20 protein-coding genes and 5 tRNA genes (1 of these 25 only partly in view) are annotated in these 24496 nt (G+C 39.6%); 22 read left to right on the top strand and 3 right to left on the bottom strand.

The window, feature by feature from the left end; genetic code table 11:
• The 5 genes from IGK03_RS13280 to IGK03_RS13260 all read left to right on the top strand — a co-directional run.
• A tRNA-Thr gene (locus IGK03_RS13280) sits at positions 1-41 on the top strand; it begins 35 nt to the left of the window's first position.
• A gap of 4 nt (positions 42-45) precedes the next feature.
• Positions 46-117: transfer RNA gene (locus tag IGK03_RS13275), tRNA-Gly, on the top strand.
• A 15-nt stretch (positions 118-132) separates the two neighbouring features.
• Positions 133-218: transfer RNA gene (locus IGK03_RS13270), tRNA-Leu, on the top strand.
• A gap of 14 nt (positions 219-232) precedes the next feature.
• Positions 233-306, top strand: a tRNA-Arg gene (locus tag IGK03_RS13265).
• Positions 307-395: 89 nt separating this feature from the next.
• Positions 396-469: transfer RNA gene (locus IGK03_RS13260), tRNA-Pro, on the top strand.
• Positions 470-511: 42 nt separating this feature from the next.
• Here the strand turns inward: IGK03_RS13260 and IGK03_RS13255 are convergent.
• A complete protein-coding gene (locus IGK03_RS13255; protein ID WP_002354705.1) occupies positions 512-1369 on the bottom strand; it encodes a MurR/RpiR family transcriptional regulator in 858 nt (285 codons plus the stop codon).
• Between the two features lie 145 nt (positions 1370-1514).
• Here IGK03_RS13255 and IGK03_RS13250 point away from each other — a divergent pair, with 145 nt between their 5' ends.
• From IGK03_RS13250 to IGK03_RS13200, 11 genes are all read left to right on the top strand, one after another.
• On the top strand, positions 1515-2822 hold the full coding sequence (locus IGK03_RS13250) for a PTS sugar transporter subunit IIC (protein WP_033627819.1): 1308 nt from the start codon (positions 1515-1517) through the stop codon (positions 2820-2822).
• Positions 2800-4029 (top strand): aminotransferase class I/II-fold pyridoxal phosphate-dependent enzyme, encoded by a 1230-nt coding sequence (locus IGK03_RS13245; RefSeq protein WP_025190606.1) that lies wholly within the window; start codon positions 2800-2802, stop codon positions 4027-4029. The genes IGK03_RS13250 and IGK03_RS13245 overlap by 23 nt, the downstream gene beginning before the upstream one ends.
• Before the next feature lie 203 nt (positions 4030-4232).
• A complete protein-coding gene (locus tag IGK03_RS13240) occupies positions 4233-4700 on the top strand; it encodes a CtsR family transcriptional regulator (RefSeq protein ID WP_002354715.1) in 468 nt (155 codons plus the stop codon).
• Between the two features lie 2 nt (positions 4701-4702).
• Positions 4703-7198, top strand: a complete 2496-nt coding sequence (locus IGK03_RS13235; protein ID WP_002360915.1) for an ATP-dependent Clp protease ATP-binding subunit — start codon at positions 4703-4705, stop codon at positions 7196-7198.
• A 217-nt stretch (positions 7199-7415) separates the two neighbouring features.
• Entirely contained in the window at positions 7416-8450 is a 1035-nt protein-coding gene (locus tag IGK03_RS13230) for an FUSC family protein (RefSeq protein ID WP_430602387.1), read from the top strand.
• A gap of 179 nt (positions 8451-8629) precedes the next feature.
• Positions 8630-9550, top strand: coding sequence for a peptidase U32 family protein (locus IGK03_RS13225; RefSeq protein ID WP_002354722.1), 921 nt, complete (start codon positions 8630-8632; stop codon positions 9548-9550).
• 27 nt (positions 9551-9577) lie between these two features.
• Positions 9578-10825, top strand: a complete 1248-nt coding sequence (locus IGK03_RS13220; protein WP_202334933.1) for a peptidase U32 family protein — start codon at positions 9578-9580, stop codon at positions 10823-10825.
• 23 nt (positions 10826-10848) lie between these two features.
• Positions 10849-12411 carry a PucR family transcriptional regulator gene (locus IGK03_RS13215; protein ID WP_002354724.1) on the top strand — a complete coding sequence of 521 codons (1563 nt, stop codon included), beginning with the start codon at positions 10849-10851 and terminating at the stop codon, positions 12409-12411.
• Positions 12412-12544: 133 nt separating this feature from the next.
• The gene (locus IGK03_RS13210) at positions 12545-13819 is read left to right on the top strand and encodes a cytosine permease (RefSeq protein WP_002358943.1); all 1275 of its coding nucleotides are present in this window, start codon (positions 12545-12547) and stop codon (positions 13817-13819) included.
• 19 nt (positions 13820-13838) lie between these two features.
• A complete protein-coding gene (locus IGK03_RS13205; protein ID WP_002354727.1) occupies positions 13839-14933 on the top strand; it encodes a DUF917 domain-containing protein in 1095 nt (364 codons plus the stop codon).
• Positions 14934-16487, top strand: a complete 1554-nt coding sequence (locus IGK03_RS13200) for a hydantoinase/oxoprolinase N-terminal domain-containing protein (protein ID WP_002360919.1) — start codon at positions 14934-14936, stop codon at positions 16485-16487.
• Between the two features lie 56 nt (positions 16488-16543).
• On the opposite strand, the gene IGK03_RS13195 is transcribed toward IGK03_RS13200, so the two are convergent.
• Positions 16544-18061, bottom strand: a complete 1518-nt coding sequence (locus tag IGK03_RS13195; protein WP_002386215.1) for an RNA-binding domain-containing protein — start codon at positions 18059-18061, stop codon at positions 16544-16546.
• A 424-nt stretch (positions 18062-18485) separates the two neighbouring features.
• Between IGK03_RS13195 and gor the strand changes: the two genes are divergently transcribed.
• Positions 18486-19835: a glutathione-disulfide reductase gene (gene gor, locus IGK03_RS13190; protein ID WP_002354732.1), complete on the top strand. Its 1350-nt coding sequence runs from the start codon at positions 18486-18488 to the stop codon at positions 19833-19835.
• Between the two features lie 113 nt (positions 19836-19948).
• Here the strand turns inward: gor and IGK03_RS13185 are convergent, their stop codons facing one another.
• Positions 19949-20722, bottom strand: coding sequence for a helix-turn-helix domain-containing protein (locus IGK03_RS13185; RefSeq protein WP_016617644.1), 774 nt, complete (start codon positions 20720-20722; stop codon positions 19949-19951).
• Positions 20723-20899: 177 nt separating this feature from the next.
• Between IGK03_RS13185 and folB the strand changes: the two genes are divergently transcribed.
• The 5 genes from folB to folP are packed head-to-tail and all read left to right on the top strand — an operon-like array spanning position 20900 to position 23692.
• Positions 20900-21262: a dihydroneopterin aldolase gene (gene folB, locus IGK03_RS13180; protein ID WP_002354733.1), complete on the top strand. Its 363-nt coding sequence runs from the start codon at positions 20900-20902 to the stop codon at positions 21260-21262.
• Positions 21263-21748 carry a 2-amino-4-hydroxy-6-hydroxymethyldihydropteridine diphosphokinase gene (gene folK, locus IGK03_RS13175; RefSeq protein WP_002410681.1) on the top strand — a complete coding sequence of 162 codons (486 nt, stop codon included), beginning with the start codon at positions 21263-21265 and terminating at the stop codon, positions 21746-21748.
• Entirely contained in the window at positions 21742-22311 is a 570-nt protein-coding gene (gene folE, locus IGK03_RS13170) for a GTP cyclohydrolase I FolE (RefSeq protein WP_002381007.1), read from the top strand. The genes folK and folE overlap by 7 nt, the downstream gene beginning before the upstream one ends.
• Positions 22312-22314: 3 nt before the next feature.
• Positions 22315-22908, top strand: coding sequence for a non-canonical purine NTP pyrophosphatase (locus IGK03_RS13165; RefSeq protein WP_010713670.1), 594 nt, complete (start codon positions 22315-22317; stop codon positions 22906-22908).
• A complete protein-coding gene (gene folP, locus IGK03_RS13160) occupies positions 22901-23692 on the top strand; it encodes a dihydropteroate synthase (protein WP_049095924.1) in 792 nt (263 codons plus the stop codon). The genes IGK03_RS13165 and folP overlap by 8 nt, the downstream gene beginning before the upstream one ends.
• Positions 23693-24496: the final 804 nt, after the last annotated feature.

Below are 24496 nucleotides of genomic sequence, written 5' to 3'. Positions count from 1 at the left end.
TAATCAGAGGGTCGAGGGTTCAAGTCCTTTAGCCGGCACCATTTTGCGGAAATAGCTCAGTGGTAGAGCACCACCTTGCCAAGGTGGGGGTCGCGGGTTCGAACCCCGTTTTCCGCTTAGCCAATTCATTACGCCGGGGTGGCGGAACTGGCAGACGCACAGGACTTAAAATCCTGCGGTGAGTGATCACCGTACCGGTTCGATTCCGGTCCTCGGCATTGTTTTATATTTAGCACCCATAGCTCAACTGGATAGAGTGTTTGACTACGAATCAAAAGGTTAGGGGTTCGACTCCCTTTGGGTGCATAGTTGAGTGATTGACTAAGTTTTAAAAAGGTGCACGTGAGTTTCTTTTTAATTCGATAGTCTTTTTTTATTACTTTAACTTCATAGCCCGGGAAGTAGCTCAGCTTGGTAGAGCACTTGGTTTGGGACCAAGGGGTCGCAGGTTCGAATCCTGTCTTCCCGATTGTGAAAAACAGTACTGATGATCAGTACTGTTTTTTTTTGTTTAAAATTTAAGTATCGAAGTAGGTGTATTTTTTTGTGATGTGTAATTCTTATCGAAATTGCGACTAAAAATACAGGAATAAAGGACATTGAGAATATATTCGATGGCTAGTTGAGAGGAAAAGGTCGAGACTTTGAAATCTGCATGTTCAACGTTAGGAATGGGCAAAATCACTGTGGCATATTTAGCTAATTGGCTGTTCAAGTCTGAAGTAATAGCAATAATCGGGGTGCCTCCTTCTGCAAAAATCCGTGCTTCATTAACGATTTCTGCAGTGTTACCACTGTAAGAGACGAGGATGGCTACGTCATTTTTGGTGGCATTGATGGCTAAATAAAATTGTTCAGCTTGATAAGGAATTAAATGGATAAATAGCTGAATGCGTAATAACTTTGTTTGAAAATCCGTTAAGCGAATGTAGGAGTTACTGACACCCACTGCTAAAATATTTTCAGCGGTTAAAAGTAAATCAATGCTTTTATTTAACATGGCCTCGGTTAATAACTGTTGGGTGGATTGAACAGTTTCAGTCGTTAACTGCGCAATTTTCTTGGCAATTAGTAAATCAGAATCTTGCGCTAAAAAAGGCATATTCGCATCAACATTCCGGATTGCTTGGTAGTGAATTTCTAAGTCGCGGGACAAGCGGATTTTAAATTCTTTGAAACCGCTAGTTTCTGTTTTTTTACACAAACGAACAATCGTGGAGGTTGAAGAGTTGGTGGCTTCTGCTAGTTCATAAATCGACATATGCAGGACTCGTTCAGTATGAGATAAAATAAAATCAATAATTAGCCCTTCGTTATATGTATAGCGTTCTTTTTGTTCTAAACATTCGATTAGATTCAATGGGTTCACCTCTCTGTGGTACTTTGTTTCGCTTTCAGTATACCTTAAGCGTATGAATTATGAAACATAGTTACAGAATCAGTTAGTCGTATTTACATCAGAAAGCGGTTTCTTTATGATGAGGATATCACAAAGGATTAAGGAGAGAAGTGAAATGGATAAGTTAACAAACTGGGTGGAGCAAGCCGTAGTGCCTAAAGTTTCAAGGATTACAAGTTTACGTTATTTTCAAGCCTTAAGAAATGGTTTTTTTGCGATTATGCCGTTAACAATTATTGGATCGATTTTTATGTTGATTACAGATTTTCCAGTAGCAGGGTATGGCGATTTTATGGCTGGAATTTTCGGTGCAGGTTGGGCGGATATGATTTCACCAGCTTATCGAGCAACTTTCAACATGATGGGAATTATTTTTGCCGGGACGATGTCCTATAAATTGGCGGAAAGTTACGAAATGGATCGTTTAACTTCATTAATTTTAGGAATTGTCGCTTACGTAGTCGTTTTACCGAAAACGGTGACCACTGAATCAGGCGAAGTTGTGACGAAAGTTTTATCGTTTGATTGGTTAGGAACGCAAGGGGTGATTACGGCCATTATTATGTCAATTCTTTCGGTTGAATTGACTCGTTTCTGTATTAAGAAAAAATTAGTCATCAAAATGCCTGAAAGCGTGCCTTCTATGGTGAGCCAAGCTTTTAGTGCATTGATTCCTGGGATTTTTGTGGTAGCGGTGGCTTTATTGATTAATGGGATTGGGCTTTCGTTTGCGAATTCCTTCCCGCAATTAATTTATGCGGTGATTCAAGCGCCACTGCAAGGTTTAATCGGAACCCCTTTTGCAATTATTATTGTGGCTGGCTTAAATGGACTGTTCTGGTGGTTTGGGATTCATCCAACTGTCATCAATTCCATGCTATATCCTATTTTATATGCGAATGCAGACAAAAACCAAAGCTTAGCGGAATTAGGACAATTAACTGCTCAAAGTGGCAACTTTGGCACGGTCCAAATGCTCGATCAATTTGCCACAATTGGAGGCGCTGGTTGCACGATTGGCTTGGCTATTGCAATGGCCATCGTCGGACATTCATCTAGAATGAAAGCCATGTCGAAAATTTCGTTTGTTCCAGCATTTTTCAACATTAATGAACCCTTGATTTTTGGACTCCCAGTTATTTTTAACCCTTTATTATTGATTCCGATTGCGGTCGCGCCGATTGTATCGGTCTTGATTGCCTTTCTGTCAATGAAAATTGGGTTCATGCCAATGTTTACAAACATTCAAGCACCATGGGCTACGCCCTTTCTGTTTTCGGGCTTTTTAGTGGGAAAATGGCAAGGTGCAGTGACGCAAGTTTTAGCTGTTGCCGCTAGTGTCGTTATTTATTATCCATTTGTAAAAGCCTTAGATCGACAATATCAAAAAGAAGAAGCCCATGAAGTACCAGAAACATTGTAGAGAAAGAGGAGTGAAGGAAATGCATGTTGAGAATGATGAAAATATTTGCTGTGAAGTGGAAAAAGGAATGGAAAAAATGTATCATCCGATGGTGCCCGAGTTGGTTCAAACCTCTTCCTTTTATTTTCCAACTTACGAAGAATTTATGGCAGCGAGTATAGATGAAAAAAATAATTATGTTTACACACGTGGCACCAACCCCACAACAGAAATTTTAGAGAAAAAAATTGCTCGTTTGGAACGTGGAGAAAAATGTAAAGTTTTTGCCTCAGGAATGGGCGCTATTTCGGCAACGCTGTTTACGTTGCTCCAACAAGGTGATCATGTTTTAATGGTCAATACAATTTATGGAGAATCTGTTTCGTTTGTGCAATATTTAGAGAAATTTGGCGTATCCTTGACCCGAGTAGACGTTGCAGAAACAGAAGAACTTTTTCAATTTGTTCAGGAAAACACCAAAGTCATTTACTTTGAAAGTCCGTCCTCACAAAAGTTTGAACTGCTAGATTTAGAAAAAATAACTGCGTTAGCACAAAAAATCGGCGCATACACTGTCATTGATAATACGTGGGCGTCACCGTTATTTCAGCATCCTTTATGCCATAATGTGGACCTGGTGATTCATTCTTGTTCCAAATATATTGGTGGTCATTCGGATATTGTAGCAGGGGCTGTCATTGGCAAAGCAGCGCTTGTAGATCAAATTTTTGAACATGGTCATCAAGCATTAGGCGCAGTCAATAGTCCCTTCAATTCTTGGTTAGCGTTACGAGGTATTCGTACCATGCCCGTTCGGTTGGCGCATCAGTCTCAAGCCATCCAAACGGTGCTGTCGGCTTTGCAAAAGGATCCGCGAATCAGTCGCTTATATCATCCTTTTGTAGGAAATCAACAACAACAAGCGTTAGCAGAAAAATATTTAACAGGTTATGGCTCATTGTTTGCGATTGATTTAAAAGATACCGATTTTGAACGTTTGAAAACATTTGTGAATGCATTGACGTTGGTCACAATTGGGGTCAGTTGGGGTGGTTTTGAAAGTTTGGCCTTGCCTGTATTCAAAGGCAATAACTTGGCGGCTGTTCAGAAAAGAGGCTTGTCGCCAGCGCACATTCGCATGTACGTTGGTTTGGAAGAGCCAACATCTATTATCGAAGATATTCAACAAGCCTTGGATCAAGCCTACGGCGAAGAATCGTTTTTGTGAGACATTAAGGCGGAGCCATTGTCTGCCTGTAATTCAATAACATATTTTCAACTTTAGGAGGGGAACTTAAGTCAGTTTGACTGAGGTTGCTCCTCCTGTTTTGCATTTTTTTATTAAAGTCAAAGCGTTCCTCTTTATTTAATAGGCAAAGTTCGATATAATAATGGTCAATATTAGTCAAGAGAGAAGAAGGATGGAAGACTATGAGTAATCAAAATACGTCAGATTTAATCGAGGCTTATTTAAAAAAGATTTTAGAAGAAAGTAATAAAATTGAAATCCGTCGGGCGGAAATGGCTAATTTATTTAATTGCGTTCCTTCACAAATTAACTATGTAATTAATACACGTTTTACCATCCAACGAGGCTACGCAGTTGAAAGTAAACGTGGTGGAGGCGGCTATATTCGCATTGTCAAAGTACAAATTTCAGATAACGATCAATTACTAAAACAAATGGATCAATTGATTGGCGCAACCTTAACAGAAAAAGATGCGCTAACATTTATTCAAACATTGTATGAAGAAGAAGTGATTACGAAAAAGGAAGGCAATTTAATGCTAGCTGCTTTAAGTAAAAGCACATTGAATGGTCTGGGGAATCACGAAGATTTTCTAAGAGCTCAAATAATGCGTTCATTTTTAGAGCGTTTGAGCTATGAGGAGGAATAACTATGGATGAACTATTTACAGAAAGTGCGAAAGCCGTACTGGCGATTGCCCAAGAAGAAGCGAAGTATTTTCGTCACCAATCCGTCGGTTCTGAACATTTATTATTAGCACTCGTTTTAGAACCAAATGGGATTGCCGGAAAAACATTACGACAATTGAATACTGACACAGAAGACATCCGTGAAGAAATTGAGCATTTAAGTGGCTATGGCACCATGCAAAGTCCAATGGGGAATAACAACTTATACTTACCTTATTCACCAAGAGCCAAACAAATCTTTGCCTATGCGGGAGATGAAGCGAAGCGCTTAGGGGCTCAAAAGATTGGTACCGAGCATTTATTATTAGGCTTGTTAAGAGACGAAGAAATTTTAGCGTCTAGAATTTTAGTGAATTTGGGATTAAGCTTATCCAAAATGCGTCAATTATTATTGAAAAAAATGGGCGTTTCCGAACCCAATGGCGCACAACGTCGTCGGAATGGTCAAAATAAAAATACGCCACAAGGGACGCCAACATTGGATTCTTTAGCGAGGGATTTAACCAAATTAGCACGAGAACAAAGCTTGGATCCAGTAGTTGGTCGCGGGACCGAAGTTCGTCGTTTGATTCAAATTTTGAGTCGCCGTACCAAAAACAATCCTGTCTTAGTCGGTGAACCAGGTGTTGGGAAAACAGCGATAGCAGAAGGGTTAGCCCAGAAAATTGTCAACCGAGAAGTCCCTGAAGATATGCAAGGCAAACGTTTAATGATGCTAGACATGGGTGCCTTGGTTGCTGGAACCAAATATCGAGGTGAGTTCGAAGATCGCTTGAAAAAAGTTGTCGATGAAATCTATCAAGATGGACAAGTCATTTTATTTATCGACGAATTGCATACCTTGATCGGTGCTGGCGGTGCAGAAGGGGCGATTGATGCTTCAAATATTTTAAAACCTGCTTTAGCACGTGGCGAGTTGCAAACAATTGGTGCGACAACTCTGGATGAATACCAAAAATATATTGAAAAAGATGCCGCTTTGGAACGTCGTTTTGCCCGTATTCAAGTAGCAGAACCAACCCCAGAAGAAGCAGAAGAAATTCTAAAAGGCTTGCGTTCACGCTATGAAAAACATCATGGCGTAGAAATTACAGATGAAGCTCTACATGCAGCGGTTCAATTATCGATTCGCTATTTAAATGACCGCCAATTACCAGATAAAGCAATTGATTTAATGGACGAATCTGCAGCAAAAGTTCGTTTAGATAAGGCAGATCAACCTTCAGAAATTAATGAATTGCGTACCGAAATTTCTCAATTAATTACGGAAAAAGAAGAGGCCATTCAAAACCAATCATTTGAAAGTGCCGCTCGGATTCGTCAAAAAGAAAAACAAGTGATGGAAAAACTAGAAGAATTGATTGCAGTGAAAGAAAAAAGTCTGTCTGGTTACAGTACGCAAGTAACAGAAGAAGACGTGGCTGGAGTCGTTTCACAATGGACAGGCGTTCCTTTGCAGCAGCTAGAGAAGAAAGAAAGCGAACGATTGATGGAATTAGAAACCATTTTACATCAACGGGTCGTTGGCCAAAATGAAGCAGTTGAAGCTGTTTCACGCGCTATCCGTCGTGCGCGTAGTGGCTTGAAAGACCCAGCAAGACCGATTGGTTCCTTCATGTTCTTAGGACCAACAGGGGTTGGGAAAACAGAACTTGCCAAAGCCTTAGCCGAAGCGATGTTTGGCAGCGAAGAAGCTTTGATTCGCGTGGACATGTCTGAGTTTATGGAAAAATACAGTACTAGCCGTTTAATCGGTTCTCCTCCAGGTTATGTCGGCTACGAAGAAGGCGGCCAACTAACTGAAAAAATTCGTCAACGTCCTTATTCCGTTATTTTGCTAGATGAAGTAGAAAAAGCCCATCCAGATGTCTTTAATATTTTATTACAAGTCTTAGATGATGGCCATTTAACGGATGCCAAAGGACGAAAAGTCGATTTCCGTAACACGATTTTAATCATGACCTCCAACTTAGGAGCAACAGCGATTCGTGAAGAAAAACATGTCGGCTTCAATGTGAAAGACATTTCTAAAAATCATGAATTAATGCAAAAACGAATCATGGAAGAATTGAAAAAAGCCTTCCGTCCAGAATTCTTAAACCGAATTGATGAAACGGTTGTATTCCATTCCTTGAAACAAGAGGAAATTCATGAAATCGTAAAAATTATGAGTCAATCTGTCGTGAAACGGATGGCCGAACAAGAGGTTAAAGTGAAAATCACACCAGCTGCAATTGAAGTTATTGGTAAAGTCGGGTTTGATCCAGAATATGGCGCACGTCCAATTCGTCGGGCCTTGCAAAAAGAAGTGGAAGATCGTTTAAGTGAAGCCCTTCTTTCTGGTCAAATTCAGTTAGGGGATAAAGTAACTTTAGGCGCTAGCAAAGGCAAAATCACGTTAAATGTGCGGGCACCAAAAGCACCAAAAACAGAAGCGAAAGAATTACAAACTGTATAGATGAGGTGCAAAGGAGGTCGGGACAGAAGTGTTTAACTCCGAGAAATAAGCCGAAGGGGTTGCTTCTGTTCTCACCGTGTATCAGTTTTTGAGCGTGGAGCAAAAATCCAAAGTGATTTTTGTCCCACGCTCCTTTTTCTATTTTCCAGTGGCGATTTCTTTTTGAGAATTGCCAGATTGATTTTTCTGTGCTACGTTAATAAGGAGGGGTGATGGAATGGAACAATCTTTTTTTCGAGAATTACTACATTATCAACGTCCAAAGGATAATCCTTTTCGACTAGTGTTTGCTGGCTTGGTTATGTTCAGCATTCTTTTTTTGGGCTATATCAATCATCAATTATTGATTTCAAGCTTTGGCTCGTTAGGTATTTTTACTTTTTTATATTATCAGCCGTTACCATTAAAACAGTTAATGACTCGTTTATCTGTGGTCGGTAGTTACCTTTTTTTAGGAAATTTGTTAGGCATGTTATCGACCCATATTGCATGGCTCATTCCCATTGTTGTTGCACTGGTCGGTTTTGGTGGCCGCTTTTTCTTTGAAGTCTACGATATTTCAAAACCAGGGGCCTTCTTTGGTGTGATGGTGACAGCGATGGGTGCCAGTACGAGCATTCTGTTAGCAAAAATTCCGTTCATGAGTGGCTGTATGTTATTAGGCATTGGCTTTTCTATTTTGTTTGCACTAGTGTTGCATTTTACAGAGAAGGAAATCAGTGCCCCGCTAGCTAAGCGATCATTACGGGAACGAATTTATCGGCATCCAGAAGCGCCATTAGATAGCATATATTATAGCTTTGTCTTATTTTTTGCTGTATATATCAGCGAAAGTTTACATTTACAGAATCCGTATTGGTTAGTCGTTTCCTGTGCATCCATTTTACAAGGAGACAATTTACGTGCGATTAAGCAGCGAAATATTCAGCGAATTTTTGGCACAACGATTGGTTTGGTTATTTCCGCTTTTCTGCTTAATTTAGCTTTGACAACTTTTGAATCGATTGTCGTGATTACAATCTTATTTGTGACCGTTGAGTATTTTATTCGTCGTAATTATGGATTGGCGCAATTTTTCACAACGCCTATGGCTCTGATGCTTTCATTGCTCGTTCGTCAGCAGTACGTGATAACGTTGATTCAATTCCGCTTTTTGGGGATTGTTTTAGGCAGCTTGTTAGGCTTAGCGGCAGCGTGGCTATTCACCGTTGTAGTAACGTTTTATGAACGAAAATACCACTTGAACGAGTGACCAAAGAACAGATGACCAGTAATTAAAAAAAGAGCATTTGGTAGGTAAGCGGTTGGCGCTTTTCTACCAAAATTTTTTCGGAAACATTGTGAAAAATGTACGTTTAATACAGATGGGCTCTTTTAAAGTTTGTGAACGTATGATACTATTAAACGGTCATAAAGAAGGAGGCTATATTTATGATTGAACTGATTGCAACTGCAGAATCTGTTGAGCAGGCTGTAGAATTACTCGCAACAGGTGTGGATACATTATATATTGGAGAAGAAACATTCGGGTTGCGTTTGCCCGTATCTTTTACACGAGATGAACAACGCGAGATTGTGAAACGTGCACATGAAATGGGCAAACAAGTGCTAGTTGCAGTAAATGGCATTATGCACCCTGAAAAAATGAAATTAGTCCCAGAGTATCTGACATTTTTAAAAGAAATCAACGTCGATAAAATTACTTTGGGTGATCCAGGTATTGTGTTTATTATGCAACGAGATGGATTAGAAATTCCTTACGTTTATGATGGCGAAACCTTAGTAACGAGCTCACGTCAAATCAATTTTTGGAGTAAACGAGGAGCCATCGGAGCTGTCCTAGCTCGGGAAGTACCTTTTGAAGAAATGGTCGCAATGGAAGAAAACTTAGCAGTTCCAGCTGAAATTCTTGTCTATGGGGCGACGTGTATTCATCAATCGAAACGCCCATTAATTCAAAATTACTACAATTACACAAAGAACGACAAAGGGGTTACGAAAGACGAAGGGCTGTTTATTTCTGAACCCAAAAAACCAGAAACCCACTATTCCATTTATGAAGATAGTCATGGTACGCATATTTTTGCCAATAACGATGTGAACTTGATGAATGAGTTAACAAACTTGTATGACCATCACTATCGTACATGGAAGCTCGATGGCCTTTACACGCCAGGTGAAAATTTTGTCGCGATTGCTCGCTTATTTGCTGAAGCGAAAGCAGCACTTGAAGCGGGAACTTGGTCAGAAGATCAAGCAGCTCATGCAACAGCTGAAATTGAAAAATTACATCCAACAGGTCGTGGCTTAGACAATGGTTTCTTTGATTTAAGTGCCGATGCAATAAAATAAATTGATTCATTTAAGGGGAAGAAGAACATGAAAGTAATGACAGAACGAACATTGAAGCGTCCCGAGGTGTTGGCTCCAGCCGGGACGCTAGAAAAACTAAAAGTCGCAATTCGTTACGGTGCCGATGCCGTTTATATCGGAGGGAATGCCTACGGTCTGCGTAGCCGCGCAGGAAATTTCACGCCAGAAGAAATGGCGGAAGGCGTAGCCTTTGCCCGCGAACATAATGCGAAAGTTTATGTCGCTGCCAATATGGTCACTCATGAAGGAAACCAGGAAGGGGCAGGAGCGTTTTTCAGAGAATTGCGAGACATCGGAATTTCAGCTGTGATTGTTTCCGATCCAGCTTTAATCGAAATTTGTGCGACAGAAGCACCAGGTTTACCTATCCATTTATCGACACAAGCTTCAGCAACCAACTATGAAACATTAGAATTTTGGAAAAATGAAGGCTTAGAACGTGTGGTATTAGCGCGCGAAGTTTCAATGGAGGAAGTTGCAGCGATTCGTGAAAATACGGACATTGAAATTGAAGCCTTTATTCATGGAGCAATGTGTATTTCATATTCAGGACGTTGTACTTTATCCAACCATATGTCGATGCGGGATGCCAATCGTGGCGGTTGCTCTCAATCTTGTCGTTGGAAATACGAGTTATTTGATATGCCTTTTGGGACAGAACGTCGGAGCAAAACCAGCGAAGGGGAAGTTGAAGAAGAGTTTTCAATGAGCGCCGTAGATATGTCTATGATTGAACATATTCCAGAATTAATTGAAAATGGTGTCGATAGTTTTAAAATTGAAGGCCGCATGAAATCCATTCACTATGTTTCGACAGTCGCTAATGTGTATAAAAAAGCCGTCGATTCTTACATGGAAGATCCTGAAAACTATGTCTGCCAACAAGAGTGGATTGATGAATTATGGAAAGTAGCACAACGTGAATTAGCAACTGGTTTTTATTACAATACACCAAGTGAAAATGAACAATTATTCGGCAAACGTCGTAAAATTCCACAATATAAATTTGTTGGTGAAGTGATTGCGTACAACGAAAAGACGCAAGTCGCAACGATTCGTCAACGGAACCTTTTCAGTGTCGGCGATGAAATTGAATTTTATGGTCCCGGGTTTACCCATTTCCACCAAACCGTCAAAGAGATGTATAATGAAGACGGTGAAGCGATCGATCGGGCACCTAATCCCATGATGTTATTAACAATGGAAGTGACGCAACCTGTTGCAGTCGGCGATATGATTCGTAAGAAAAAATAAACCAGCCAAAAGGAGGAGTAAATATGAGTGTCCGTGTGAATGATTTATTAAAATTACCGTCTTTGCGAGAAGCAACGGTACTTTCTGGTAAAAACCAATTGGACACATCTGTTGCTTCTCTTTCTTTTTTAGAAGTCTCTGATATGTCTTTGTTTTCGGAAAAACTTCACAAAACAAATGAATACCATGCTGGCGAAATTTTGATTGGTTCATTTTGTGCCATTCGTCATGATGTGGTGAAGCAATGTGAAACGATTCGGCATCTCCATGAATTAGGCGAAGTAGGCCTAATCTTGTACTACGTTGGGATTATCGTACCGAAAGTTGCAGAGGAAGTGATTCAATTAGCGGATTCTTTAGGTTTTATTTTAATCCAAATGCCTAAAAATGATCCCACATTACGCTACAACGAAGTCATTTATGAAGTCATGAAATTGTTAGTCAATAAAAATAAAATGGCTTCTTTTGCAACGGACCTCTTGGAAAAAGTTTCCCTTTTGCCTGAACAAAACCGCAGTGTGGAAATGACCTTGAAAATCCTATCCGATTTTTTAAAAGTCAATATTGCGTTAACCACCTATACCAATGAAATCATCAGCACCATCAATTGGCCGCGAAGCACGAAATTGCCCTTAACCAAGTTACTTTATCAATCACAAGAGAAAGTAGCGCTGGGAGAAACGACCTACTTCATTACCTCGCAAAAACTTCCTCAGAAAGATGGACAAACATTGAAGCTTTACTTCATTCGAGAAGAAGAGCAGTTAACCTCTTTTGAGATGAATCAAGCGGTGGAAGTCGTTCAGATGGCTCTGAATTTATGGGGGAAAAACTATGACGAAGTCAGTGAGTATGCCTTAGTCCAAGCAATCATTAACGATGAAAGTGATAAGATGTACCAATTAGCCAAAAAATTAATGATTGATATTTCTTCTGTCGAAACGATGTGGCTTTTGCCTATTTGGCAACAAGGACAAGAAATCCACGCTATTCAGCAAGATTTGAAAGATTTCCTACGTTACTATTACCAAACAACGATTGTCCAGCAAACAGAAAATTACCTGATTGTTCTCTTAGGTAATTATTTACACAAACAGCCTGAAGCCACGATTAGTAAAGAATACTTGCAAGCCACAGACTATCAGGACTATTTAGGTGAAATCATCCTTTGTCCGAAAGTTCGTAACACGACTGAAGTGCGTGTCAGCTACCAAACCGCTAATCAAGTCGCGCCGTTTTTAAAGCGTGTCTATCCACAAAGAAAAGTGTTATCAATCGCAGAAATTCGTACAGTTCAACAAATGATGACGTGTCTCCAAGCAGGAGAAGAAGCCATCCAACAACGCTTAGCAGTTATCCAACCTCTCTTAAAAGAATCAGAGCAGTTAATGACATTAGGGACGTTTTTACTAGATGCAAGTAGTGATTTTAAAGAATGCGGCGAACGCCTATTTGTTCATAAAAATACGGTCAAATATCGTATCAGTAAAATTAATGAAGCGCTCGGCTATGATATGACCAACGCCGCCGAAGCCTATGAAGTCTATTTGGCGATGATCTTATATCGCTTGGTCACGAATGAATGAAAAAAGCAGACAATCGGCAGTAGCCGATTGTCTGCTTTTTTATTTTAAGCCAAAACTTCCTCGATATTTTTTTCAATTTGAAAAAGACCTATGACTGATTTTTCGTTATAATTGAAAAAATAATTAAGGAGGAATGAGAATGAAATTAAAAAACGAGCAACAACAATCGTGGCTTAGCTTAGCATTTGTTTGGGCGGGCGCAATGATTAGCGTGCCAGGATTAATTATTGGAGGAACGTTAGTTGCAGGCATGCCTTTATGGGAAGCTTTGTTAACAGGATTTATTGGTTACGGTATTATTGTTATTTTAATGATTTTACAAGGAATTCAAAGTTCCGACTTACAAGAACCTTCTGTCAAAGTCGCTTCTCAAGTGTTTGGCATTCAAGGTTCGCAAAAGATTATTTCCATTATTCTAGCGATTGCTTGCTTAGGTTGGTTTGGTTTGCAAGCCAATGTCAGCGGCGGCGCCTTCACGAACTTTTTAAAAATTTACGGCATTGATTTACCTGTGTCGCTTTCTTCCTTAATCTGGGGAGTTATCATGCTTATTTCGGCTCTTTATGGCATAAAAATATTGAAAATTCTGAATTATTTTGCGGTTCCTGTGTTAGTTCTGGTTTGTCTTTATGGCTTGGTGGCTTCGTTAAGAAACAACGGTTGGGAAGCTGTTAGTCAATATACACCTCAAACAGCAGGAAGCTTTATGTCAGGTCTTTCAATGACTGTCGGTTCTTTTGCATTAGGCGCAGTAATTGCTGGAGATTACTCTCAATATGTTTCTTCTCGTAAAGATGTGGTTAAAGCGGCCACATTAGGGATTTTACCGACAGGCTTGTTGATGATTGGCGTTGGTGCGGTCTTGACCATTGCATCGAACACCGCAGATATCACGGAAGTTTTTATGAATCTCGGTTTTCCAGTTTTAGGAATTATTGCGCTAATTTTAGCAACTTGGACCACGAATGCCGTGAATGCTTTTTCTGGCGGATTGGCCTTGATTAATGTCTTTGATATTCCAAAAGAAAAAGAAAAAGTCGCTGTCGGTGCGGCCGGCGCCATTGGAACCTTATTAGCAGTTGTGGGGATCTTAAATTACTTTACGCCGATTATGTCTGTCCTTTCTGCGATGGTTCCACCAGTGGCTGGTGTAATGATTGCTGCCTATTGGTTGATTAACAAAGGCGATCGAACCAAATGGCAGCCAACGCCTGGCGTGAATAAATTAGGTGTTTTTTCATGGCTAATTGGTGCTGCAGTGGGGGGCATTCCGGTGATTATGAGTTTCTTTCCCAATGCCCCTCAATTGCCTAACCAACCGCTAATTGGCATTGTTTTATCGTTTGTTATTTATTATTTCGGTGCAAAACGTCAACAGACGAACACCGAATCATTAGAAATGGAATGAAGAAGAGGAGTGTCGGAGAATGCGTTATTTAGATGCAGAAGCAATTGAGAATATAGCTACAGGAGCAGCGTTTTTAGGGACAGGAGGTGGCGGTGATCCCTACATTGGTAAAATGATGGCTTTGTCCGCCATCGAAGAAAACGGACCTGTCAAACTGGTTTCTCCAGAAGAGATAGCTGCGGAGGATTTTTTCCTACCCGCCGCAATGATGGGTGCCCCATCTGTCGCAATTGAAAAATTTCCCAAAGGCGACGAATTCGTCCGTGTCTTTGAGAAGTTAGGAAAATATTTAGACCAAGAAACGATTGCGGGAACCTTTCCAATGGAAGCTGGGGGCGTCAATTCAATGATTCCAATTGTTGTTGCAGCGAAGCTAGGCATTCCCTTGGTGGATTGTGATGGTATGGGTCGGGCCTTTCCAGAATTGCCTATGGTAACGTTCCATTTGAATGGGATGTCAGCGACCCCTATGGCAATTACCGATGAAAAAGGAAATATTGGCATTATGGAAACGATTGATAATACTTGGACAGAACGTCTTGCTCGTGTTCAAACAGTTGAAATGGGCGCCAGTGCTTTAGTGAGTATTTATCCCGCGACAGGCAAACAATTACAAGACTATGGTATTCACAACATCGTGACATTATCAGAAGAAATTGGCAAAGTGATTCGAGGTACCTATGCAGATGAACAAGAAAAACGCCAAGCATTAGTAGAAGTTACGGATGGCTTTGAATTGTTCCAAGGAAAAATTCTAGATGTGGAACGAGAAGTAAAAGGTGGCTTCAATTTGGGACGTGTCAAATTGAGTGGCTTAAACAGTGATGCTGGTTCAGAAGCAGTCGTCCATTTTCAAAATGAAAATTTAATTGCCGAGAAAGATGGTCAGGTGATTGCGATGACGCCTGATTTGATTTGTATGGTAGATTTAGAAACTTTAACGCCTGTGACAACAGAAAGCTTGAAATACGGCAAACGTGTCCAAGTAATGGGCTTGAAAGCGAATGCCGCTTGGCGAACGAAAAAAGGTATCGAAACAGTGGGTCCTCGGTATTTCGGCTACGAAATGGATTATCAACCACTAGAAAACTTAGTAGCGAAGGAGGACAAATAAATGTATAAAATCGGTATCGATGTCGGCGGCACAAATACAGATGCTGTTATTTTAGATCATCAATTAAACTTGATTCATTCAGTGAAAGTTCCAACAACCGATGATATTCAAACAGGGATTGCCGGTGCCTTAAATAAAGTCTTGGCAGAATCAGCAGTGGACCCAACCAAAGTCACACATGCAATGTTGGGCACGACCCAATGTACGAATGCCATTGTTGAGCGAAAAAAATTAGCAAAAGTTGGGGTCCTTCGTTTGGGCTATCCAGCAACCGCTTCGGTCTTGCCTTACACAGCTTGGCCCAAGGATTTAGTGGCCACTCTTTCAGAAACGTATGCTTTAGCACATGGCGGCTACGAATATGATGGACAACCATTGACTGCACTGGACGAAGAAGAATTACGTGGGATTTTGGCCTCTTGGCGAGGAGAAGTAGAGGCAATCGCAGTAATTGGCGTTTTTTCTTCTTTAAAAAATGACCAAGAATTGTTTGTTCAAGCGCTTGCGAAGGAAGTGTTAGGGGCAGATGTTCCTGTATCTTGCTCCTCAATGATTGGGTCTGTCGGTTTAATTGAACGGGAAAATGCGACAATTTTAAATGCTGCGTTGCACAAAGTAATTAAAGTGACCAGCGAAGGCTTTGAACAAGCCTTAGAACAAGAAAAAATTCATCACGCCCAAGTGTACTTATGTCAAAATGATGGTACGTTAATGTCGTTAACGTATGCCAAACAGTTTCCTATTTTAACCATTGCTTGTGGCCCAACAAATAGTATTCGTGGGGCTTCTTACTTAGCCGGCTTGAAAGATGCGGTTGTTTTAGATGTTGGTGGCACAACGTCAGACATTGGCGTGTTAGTGGATGGCTTTCCAAGAGAATCTTCACTGGCCGTTGATGTTGGCGGGGTACGGACTAATTTTAGAATGCCAGATATCGTGTCAATTGGTGTCGGCGGCGGCAGTCTAGTGCGTGAACAACCAGATGGTTCTGTGACAGTTGGCCCCGATAGTGTCGGCTACCGTATTACACAAGAGGCCCTTGTTTTTGGCGGCACACAATTAACGACCACTGATATTGCGGTTCGCTTAGGCCATGCCCAAGTCGGTGATCCTAGCAAAGTGGCTCATTTAGACCAAGCGTTTGCGGAAAAAGTGTACCAAAAAATTGGCGAATTGGTCAGTGAAGCGATTGATCGCATGAAGACCAGTTCCGCAGACGTGACGGTCGTTTTAGTTGGTGGTGGGAGTATTATCATCCCCGAAGAATTGACAGGCGTTAAAGCGCTAATTCGCAACGAAAACGGAGCAGTGGCGAATGCCATCGGTGCCTCTATCGCTCAGATTAGCGGACAATACGAACAAATTTATGTCTATTCAAAAATCCAACGGGATGCGGCGTTGACTGATGCCCAAGAAAAAGCCGTCCAACAAGCTGAACTTGCGGGTGCAGTCCCTGGCACAATCGAGTTAGTCGAGGTGGAAGAAACACCACTTGCCTATCATCCAGAAAATGCAACCCGCTTACGAGTAAAAGTGGTTGGGAATATGTACTAAAAGAAAGGAAATCCTCTAGCATATGAGGGTTTCCTTTTTGTGCTATAGTCTCATCTTTACTTTCGAGTCAATTCAGTTTCAATGCGTTTTAAAATCCTCTTGTTCGCAATTATACCAAGTTCTTCTGTTGAGTTAAGCATATAAATCGTTGATTTCCCATTTCCTTTGTTTAACAAAGTACCTTGTTGGACTAAGCTGGTAACGGTTTTTCTAATTTTATAGTCAGAGTACCCACTATTTTTTTGAATATCTTTAATTTTTGCTTGTCCGTGATCCATCAAGTATAAAATAATTAATTGTTCAATATCAGTATAACCTTTTAGGCTATCTTTCATATTAATTTTCCAGATTTTGATAGTGGTCGCATCGAAATAGGTATCAATATCAGGTGCTTTTAAACTATTTTTAGTCGCTGCATCTATTATTCTAGGTCCTCCAGACCCTGCCTTCTCAGCAATTCCTACTCTCCTAAACAAAGTTGAAATAATCGGATTTCTAGTGACTGAATAACTTCCATGAATAAATTCTTCTTTAGACACTTTCATTTCTCCTGGATTGTAGAACTCAATATAATCATCGTAATCTGCAATCTTAATGACATGATCTGAATCATAATACGCATGCATTAAGACATTTACCAAAGCTTCTTTTAGTGATAATAATAGATCTGATTTATAGGAACCGCGAGTCATATCTTGTGATTGTCTAAAAGTATCAGGAATTGCGAGAGCGAATTTTTCAATGACAATAGTGTAAAAAGAGAAAATATTCATCTCTGGATAGTTCATATCACCTGTGGAAACTCTATCTAACCAATCGCTATCTAATGAACTTTTTTTCTTAAAATAATCCAATTGAAACTTTTTAAACCTGTCTGTAATTGAATGATATTTTCCGAAAAATAATAGTCCGCCAGTTGTTAATTTATATACATTATCGCTGTTCATTCTATCCTTTTTCAGGACACCCAAATTTATAAGTAACTCTTCATCTGAATAATCTAAGTATTTTTGCTCCTGAGTATTTTTATAAAGTAATTCTCTATATTCTTGAATTGTTTTTGTGTTTAAATCGTCCAGGGTATAATTATTTAGTAGCTCAGTATCTATATCGTTCTGAGAATCGACAATTAGGTATTTAAATTGATTATCATCTGCTTTTCGATCGCCATCATCTGTTCTTATGTAGGTATTCGTTTTATTTCCATTTAGATAAATAGGTCTTCTTTCAAATGAAGCTTTTGGGACTTTAATTTGTATAATTGATTTTCCAGCAACTTTTAATGTAATAACATCTTCATTACTCAATAAATTAGCGCTCACTTTTTTCTTGTCGTGAATAAGATTCCAAAAATCCCTAAGGATCATTTCTGGCTTATCAACGCCAACAACTCTATAGCCGTTGGGTATTTCTTCTACACCTAAAATAATTATACCACCCTTAGTATTTGCAAATGCGCTGTATGTACTCCAGATATCTTTGGAAAGAGAAGTCTGTGATTTTTTGTACTCTAATTGCCAACTTTCTTTTGGATGTGAAAAGATTTCGTCTTTTAATTCTATAAATTGATTCATACGTCCCCTCCTTAGTAATAAATTCAAAAGTAAATCAAAAGTAAAAAAACTGAGTGGTATCAAGCCTTTGAGTGATTTTTTCAAAAGAAAAAGTCATTTTTGAAAAGAAAACCAAAAGAATTGACATATAGATAAAATGTGGTATAATTTTAGGTTTCAATAATTAAATTGTATCATTAAAAAACTTTTTTTTCTAGAAGATTTTAGCAAGAAGTAGTTAAATGAACCAAGTAAATCAATCATAACTAGGAATTCCCTTCGACAATGCTACGATTGAATTCCTTTCCCCCAGTGCTTTTACGGAACGAATCAATAAAACAGAAGCAGCAGAAAACTAAACAAAAGTAAGTAATACGACTGTCTTTTTTTGCTATTTTTTGCGATAATAAGGGAGAAAGTTCAAATTGAAAGGGAGCCAGAATAAATGAAAACCTATGATTATATTGTTATTGGTGGCGGTAGTGGCGGGATTGCTTCTGCTAACCGCGCAGGAATGCACGGAGCCAACGTCCTTTTAATTGAGGGCAACGAAATTGGTGGGACCTGTGTCAACGTTGGTTGTGTGCCTAAAAAAGTCATGTGGCAAGCCAGCAGCATGATGGAAATGATGGAAAGAGACACAGCAGGCTATGGGTTTGATGTTGAAATCAAAAATTTTAGCTTTAAACAATTAGTTGAAAATCGTGAAAAATATATCGACTTCTTACATGGTGCGTATAATCGTGGTTTAGACAGTAACAACATTGAACGTATCCATGGTTACGCTACGTTTACTGGGGAGCAAACAATTGAAGTCAATGGGACAGAATATACGGCGCCGCACATTTTAATCGCGACAGGTGGTCGTCCGAAAAAACTAGGTATTCCAGGAGAAGAATATGCCTTAGATTCAAACGGCTTCTTTGCGTTAGAAGAAATGCCAAAACGAGTGGTCTTTGTCGGTGCGGGTTACATCGCAGCCGAATTAGCAGGAACCTTACATGGCTTAGGCGCAGAAACACATTGGGCCTTCCGTCATGAACGACCATTACGAAGCTTTGATGACATGCTTTCTGAAAAAGTCGTAGAACGCTATCAAGAAATGGGCATGCAAATTCATCCGAATGCAACACCAGCTAAAATTGAAAAAACGGCGCAGAATGAGTATGTTATTACATTTGAAAATGGTGAATCAATCACGACAGATGCCGTGATTTTCGGGACAGGCCGTCAGCCGAACACGGATCAATTAGGCTTAGAAAATACGAAAGTAGCTCTTGATGAAAAAGGCTACGTCAAAGTAGATAAATTCCAAAATACCACACAAAATGGCATCTACGCAGTCGGCGATGTCATTGGGAAAATCGACTTAACGCCAGTCGCGATTGCCGCTGGTCGGCGCCTGTCTGAACGCTTATTTAACGGACAAACCGATTTATATCTGGATTATAACTTGGTGCCAACGGTGGTCTTTACCCATCCACCAGTTGCGACAATTGGTTTAACGGAAAAAGCAGCGCTTGAAGAATATGGTGAAGACCAAGTGAAAATCTATCGCTCTAGCTTTACGCCAATGTACTTCGCTTTAGGAGAATACCGTCAAAAATGCGACATGAAATTAATCTGTGTCGGTAAAGAAGAAAAAATTGTCGGTTTGCATGGCATCGGCATCGGTGTTGACGAAATGCTACAAGGCTTTGCAGTCGCTATTAAAATGGGCGCGACCAAAGCTGATTTTGATAATACTGTTGCGATTCATCCAACAGGCTCAGAAGAATTTGTAACAATGCGATAAAAGGCTAATAACCCCAAAAAAGAGCGTTGCATTAGCAACGCTCTTTTTTGAATACACGAGTTATTTCATTCAATTTATAACCAATTGGGTGCTGACAAACGTGATGAAATTAGCTATTTTCTATTATCAGTTGCAACATTTTTTTCATTAAAATGTTGATATAAGGAAGTATCAGAAACGAGTAATTCAATGATTTCAGATTTATCTATAATAGTAATTCTTTGTCGAGACAAAAACGCAATAAATTGTGGTAAAAATCTTTTGGCATAGATATCTAAATATAACTTTGTGGTTTGATTATTATAGGTGACTAGTAAGTAAAAATAGTCGGGACTACTATCAAAAGCGGACGCTCTTATCTTTTTGGTATAAATGATTTCTATGGATTCAATTTCAGAATAAGGAATTTTTATTTGTGTAGAACTGTTTTTTATGCATTCAATGATTTTCAGAATCGGGTTTCTGGAGAATTGATGGACCATAATATCTTGTTGGTTAATTATCCAATAATCTGAAAAGATGATTGGAAAAACTAAAAGTAGACCGATAAATATGATTGCACTAAACAACCAAAAAGGTTGATAACCAAAACCAGTAAGTAGCAAAGAGAAACAAGTCCAAACAATACAAAATAAAATTCCTTTTTTTAGATTATAAATTTTTCCAACAACTTGGGGCTTTTTAAAATAAGGACTACCTTGGATTAGCTCATCAATAGAAATATTGTATAAATCAGAAAGCATCAGTAAATTATCAATTGAAGGGATGGATTGTCCAGTTTCCCATTTGGAAACAGCTTGTGTAGTGACATGTAATTTTTGGGCAATTTGTTCTTGCGTATAGTGATTATTTATTCTCCGTGTTTTTAAAATAGTTTGGATTAACATTATTCGTTACCTCCTTGATTTTAGAGTAGTCTATTCCGCTATATGTTTCAATCAACTAGTGGTTGATAAGCAAATAATTGCTATTAAATAAACAATAACATCTTTTAACTACTGACTTTTCCAAGAAATATGCTATGATTAAAAAAATCAGCAAAACAGAGGGTAGGGAGTTAGAGGATGGATAAAATTAGAATTAACAACTTGAAATTTTTCACAAAAAATGGTGTTTTGGCAGAAGAAAAACGTCTAGGGCAGCAAGTAGAAATCGACCTTGAAATGCAGTTGTCGTTAGCCGAGGCAGGGCGAACAGATGATGTCACCCAAACCGTCAATTATGCCGAAGTGAATGAATTGATTGCCCAACGAGTAAACAATCACTCGTACGATTTAATCGAAGGTTTAGCAAGTGCTATTTTAGATGATATTTCCGCAGATTATCAAGAACAATTGAACAAAATTATCATTAAAATTAGAAAATATAGTGTGCCGATGCCCGGCCTTTTTGACAATATTGAAATTGAAATGGAGCGAGAAGTATAGATGATTGGCTATGTAGCATTAGGTAGTAACGTCGGCGATCCATACGCAAATTTAGTGAAAGCCCGCAATTATTTAAACGAAGACCCGCAGATTCAGGTCGTGGCTTCTTCAAAACTTTATGAAACGGATCCTTACGGCTATACAGACCAAGATGATTTTTTGAACGCCGTATTGAAAATTGATACTAGCTATACCGCTGAAGAGTTATTGGCTGTTACCCAAGGGATTGAGCAAGTAATGAAACGTAAAAAATTAATTCACTGGGGTCCGCGGATTATTGATATTGATATTTTATTATTAGGGGAACAGTCAGTCGCGTTGCCCCACTTACAAGTTCCTCATCAAGAATTAACAAAACGGTCATTTGTTTTGATTCCCTTAAGTGATGTTTACGCAGAGGAACAATTATTGGGCACGCCAATAGCTACGTGGATTCAGCGCAGTGGCAATCAAGAAGAAGTGCGAGTAAGCGAAAAGGAATGGTAGAGATGGAGCAGGAAAAACAAGCGCAAATTGAGCAGGCAGTTACCACAATCTTAGAAGCAGTGGGGGAAGATACTCAACGGTCAGGACTCATTGATACACCCAAACGTGTAGCTAAAATGTATGCAGAAGTTTTTAGTGGATTAACCGAACCTGAATTTGACGATTATAAATTATTTGATAGCTTAAATGAAGGCGAAATGGTTTTAGTAAAAGATATTGCCTTTTATTCAATGTGTGAACACCATTTATTGCCATTTTATGGAAAAGTACATGTCGCTTATCTGCCAGAAGGTGGCAAAGTATTGGGACTAAGCAAGTTACCAAGATTAGTAGAACATTGTGCCAAACGTCCCACAGTTCAAGAAGATTTAACAGTGACAATTGCCCGCAAACTCCAAGAAAATATTCCCGTCAAAGGCATTGCAGTAGCCATTGAAGCGGAACATATGTGTATGACGATGCGCGGCGTGAAAACACCACAAAGTAGCACCAAAACATTTCAATTTACCGGACTATTTAAAGAACAAGAGTGGAAAAATCAATTTTTAATGGAGATACGTTAGAAAATGGAAATCATTGTTGGCACGAATAACCAAGGTAAGTTAAAAGAAATGCAATCAGGACTTAAGGACCCCGCTATTCAACTTGTCTCTTATCGAAAGTATACAACCAGTCAAGAACAACCTGCAGAAACTGGCACTACGTATGCTGAAAATGCTTATCTAAAAGCTCGCTTTTTCCAACAATTAATTGGCCGCCCAGTGTTAGGTGATGATGGCGGCTTAACGTTAACTGCTTTTCCTGATTTATTAGGTATTCATACAAGCCGCTTTTTCCATTCAGCCAATCCGGAAGAACAGAACCGCGAACTGTTGCACTTATTTGAAGGGCGACAGTCGACTCGAGAGTTAACCTTATCAGCCACGTTGGTCTATGTACTCGATGACGACAAACTGTTGCAAACGGAAGCCACTTTGACTGGTGAATTAGTTGAACCGCACGGTACAGGTGGTTATGGCTTTGATCCGATTATTTATTTACCAGATCGAGGCAAAACCTTAGCGGAGTTGTCCACGAGTGAACGAATGAAGATAAGTCCTAGAATGCGGGCTTTACGAAAGATGATTCAGCAGATAAAGGAGCAATGTGACAATGATTGATTTAAAAAAGAATTACCAAATTATGGGGATTGTCAACACGACCCCCGACTCTTTTTCTGATGGCGGTAGCTACACAACGGTCGACGTGGCCTATCAACATGCGCTTCATCTACTAGAAGCGGGGGCCGATATTTTAGACATTGGCGGCCAATCCACACGTCCTGGCTACGAAGAAGTTTCTCCACAAGTTGAGGTAGACCGAGTATTACCATTAATAAAAAAAATACGTGAGACTTCTCTAGCGCCGATTTCTGTGGATACCTACTATCCCGAAGTAGCAGAAGCCGCGATCCAAGCTGGCGCCACAATGATTAATGACATCAAAGGATTAGACACTCCGGGGATGGCAGAAGTCCTCGCACAATATCCTGAAGTCCAAGTTGTGATTATGCATTCTAGAAAACGCCAATCGCTTTCTTTAAAAGAAGAGTTGCACCAATTTTATACAGAAAAAATTGAACAATGCCAAAAATATGGGCTTTCCTTAGAAAAAATTTGTTTCGATCCAGGGATTGGCTTTCATAAAACTGTCGCAGAAAACCTTCAACTGTTAAAAGATCCTAACGCCTTTCGCTACCAAGATTATCCGTTACTATACGGCGTTTCTCGCAAACGAACCATCGGCGCTTTAACGAACGAACCAGAACCAGCCAACCGTGATTTTGGCTCAGCCGCTGCTTCCTTGTATGCAGCACAACAAGGCGTAGAAATTTTACGTGTTCATAATGTCCAAGGCTTAAAACAAACATTTGATGTCTGGCGAGCATTGTCGGAGAAGGAGTAAGGGCGGAGCAATAGACTAAACAGACCGACCATCAAAAAAGATGGTCGGTCTGTTTAGTCTAAAAAATTTTAGTTGGCTGAATCGTTTTATCCCAGTAAACGGTGCGCGATTTTTATTACAAAAGAAAGCGGCTGTTGAATAATCAGGAAAGTAAGCGTATTCTAGGAAGGTACAAATGTGTTATACTACACAAGTAGGAAGTTTATGACGGTGGCAATTTCTCAAAAAAAAGGGGGACTGCCAATGTTTTTGCTTGTTTGCTCTTTCCCTAGAAAGGAATAGTAGTGACTGTCTTTGAAGCATTGATGCTTGCGATTGCTTTCGCAACATTAATTGTCAAAATCAGTAATAAAAACGACAAAAAATAAACCCGTCATAACCTTTAGCGAAGATTGACGGGTTTATTTCCGTATCAAAATCAAGCTACCGTCTTAAACGGTCTACCCGAGAGCGTATATCTAGTACGCTCTCTTCGTGTTTATTATAGCAAGTTGAAACGGAAAAGTCGAATAGTAAATAAAAAAGTAAGCGTATTCTAGGAAGGTACAAATGTGTTATACTACACAAGTAGGAAGTTTATGACGGTGGCAATTTCTCAAAAAAAGGGGGACTGCCAATGTTTTTGCTTGTTTGCTCTTTCCCTAGAAAGGAATAGTAGTGACTGTCTTTGAAGCATTGATGCTTGCGATTGCTTTCGCAACATTAATTGTCAAAATCAGTAATAAAAACGACAAAAAATAAACCCGTCATAACTTTTAGCGAAGATTGACGGGTTTATTTATCCACAATTAAAGCTACCGTCTT

Source organism: Enterococcus sp. DIV2453a, assembly GCF_050533535.1.
GTDB lineage: Bacteria > Bacillota > Bacilli > Lactobacillales > Enterococcaceae > Enterococcus > Enterococcus faecalis.
Note: the sequence above shows the minus strand (reverse complement) of the source record. Positions and strands in the feature narration are given on the sequence as shown.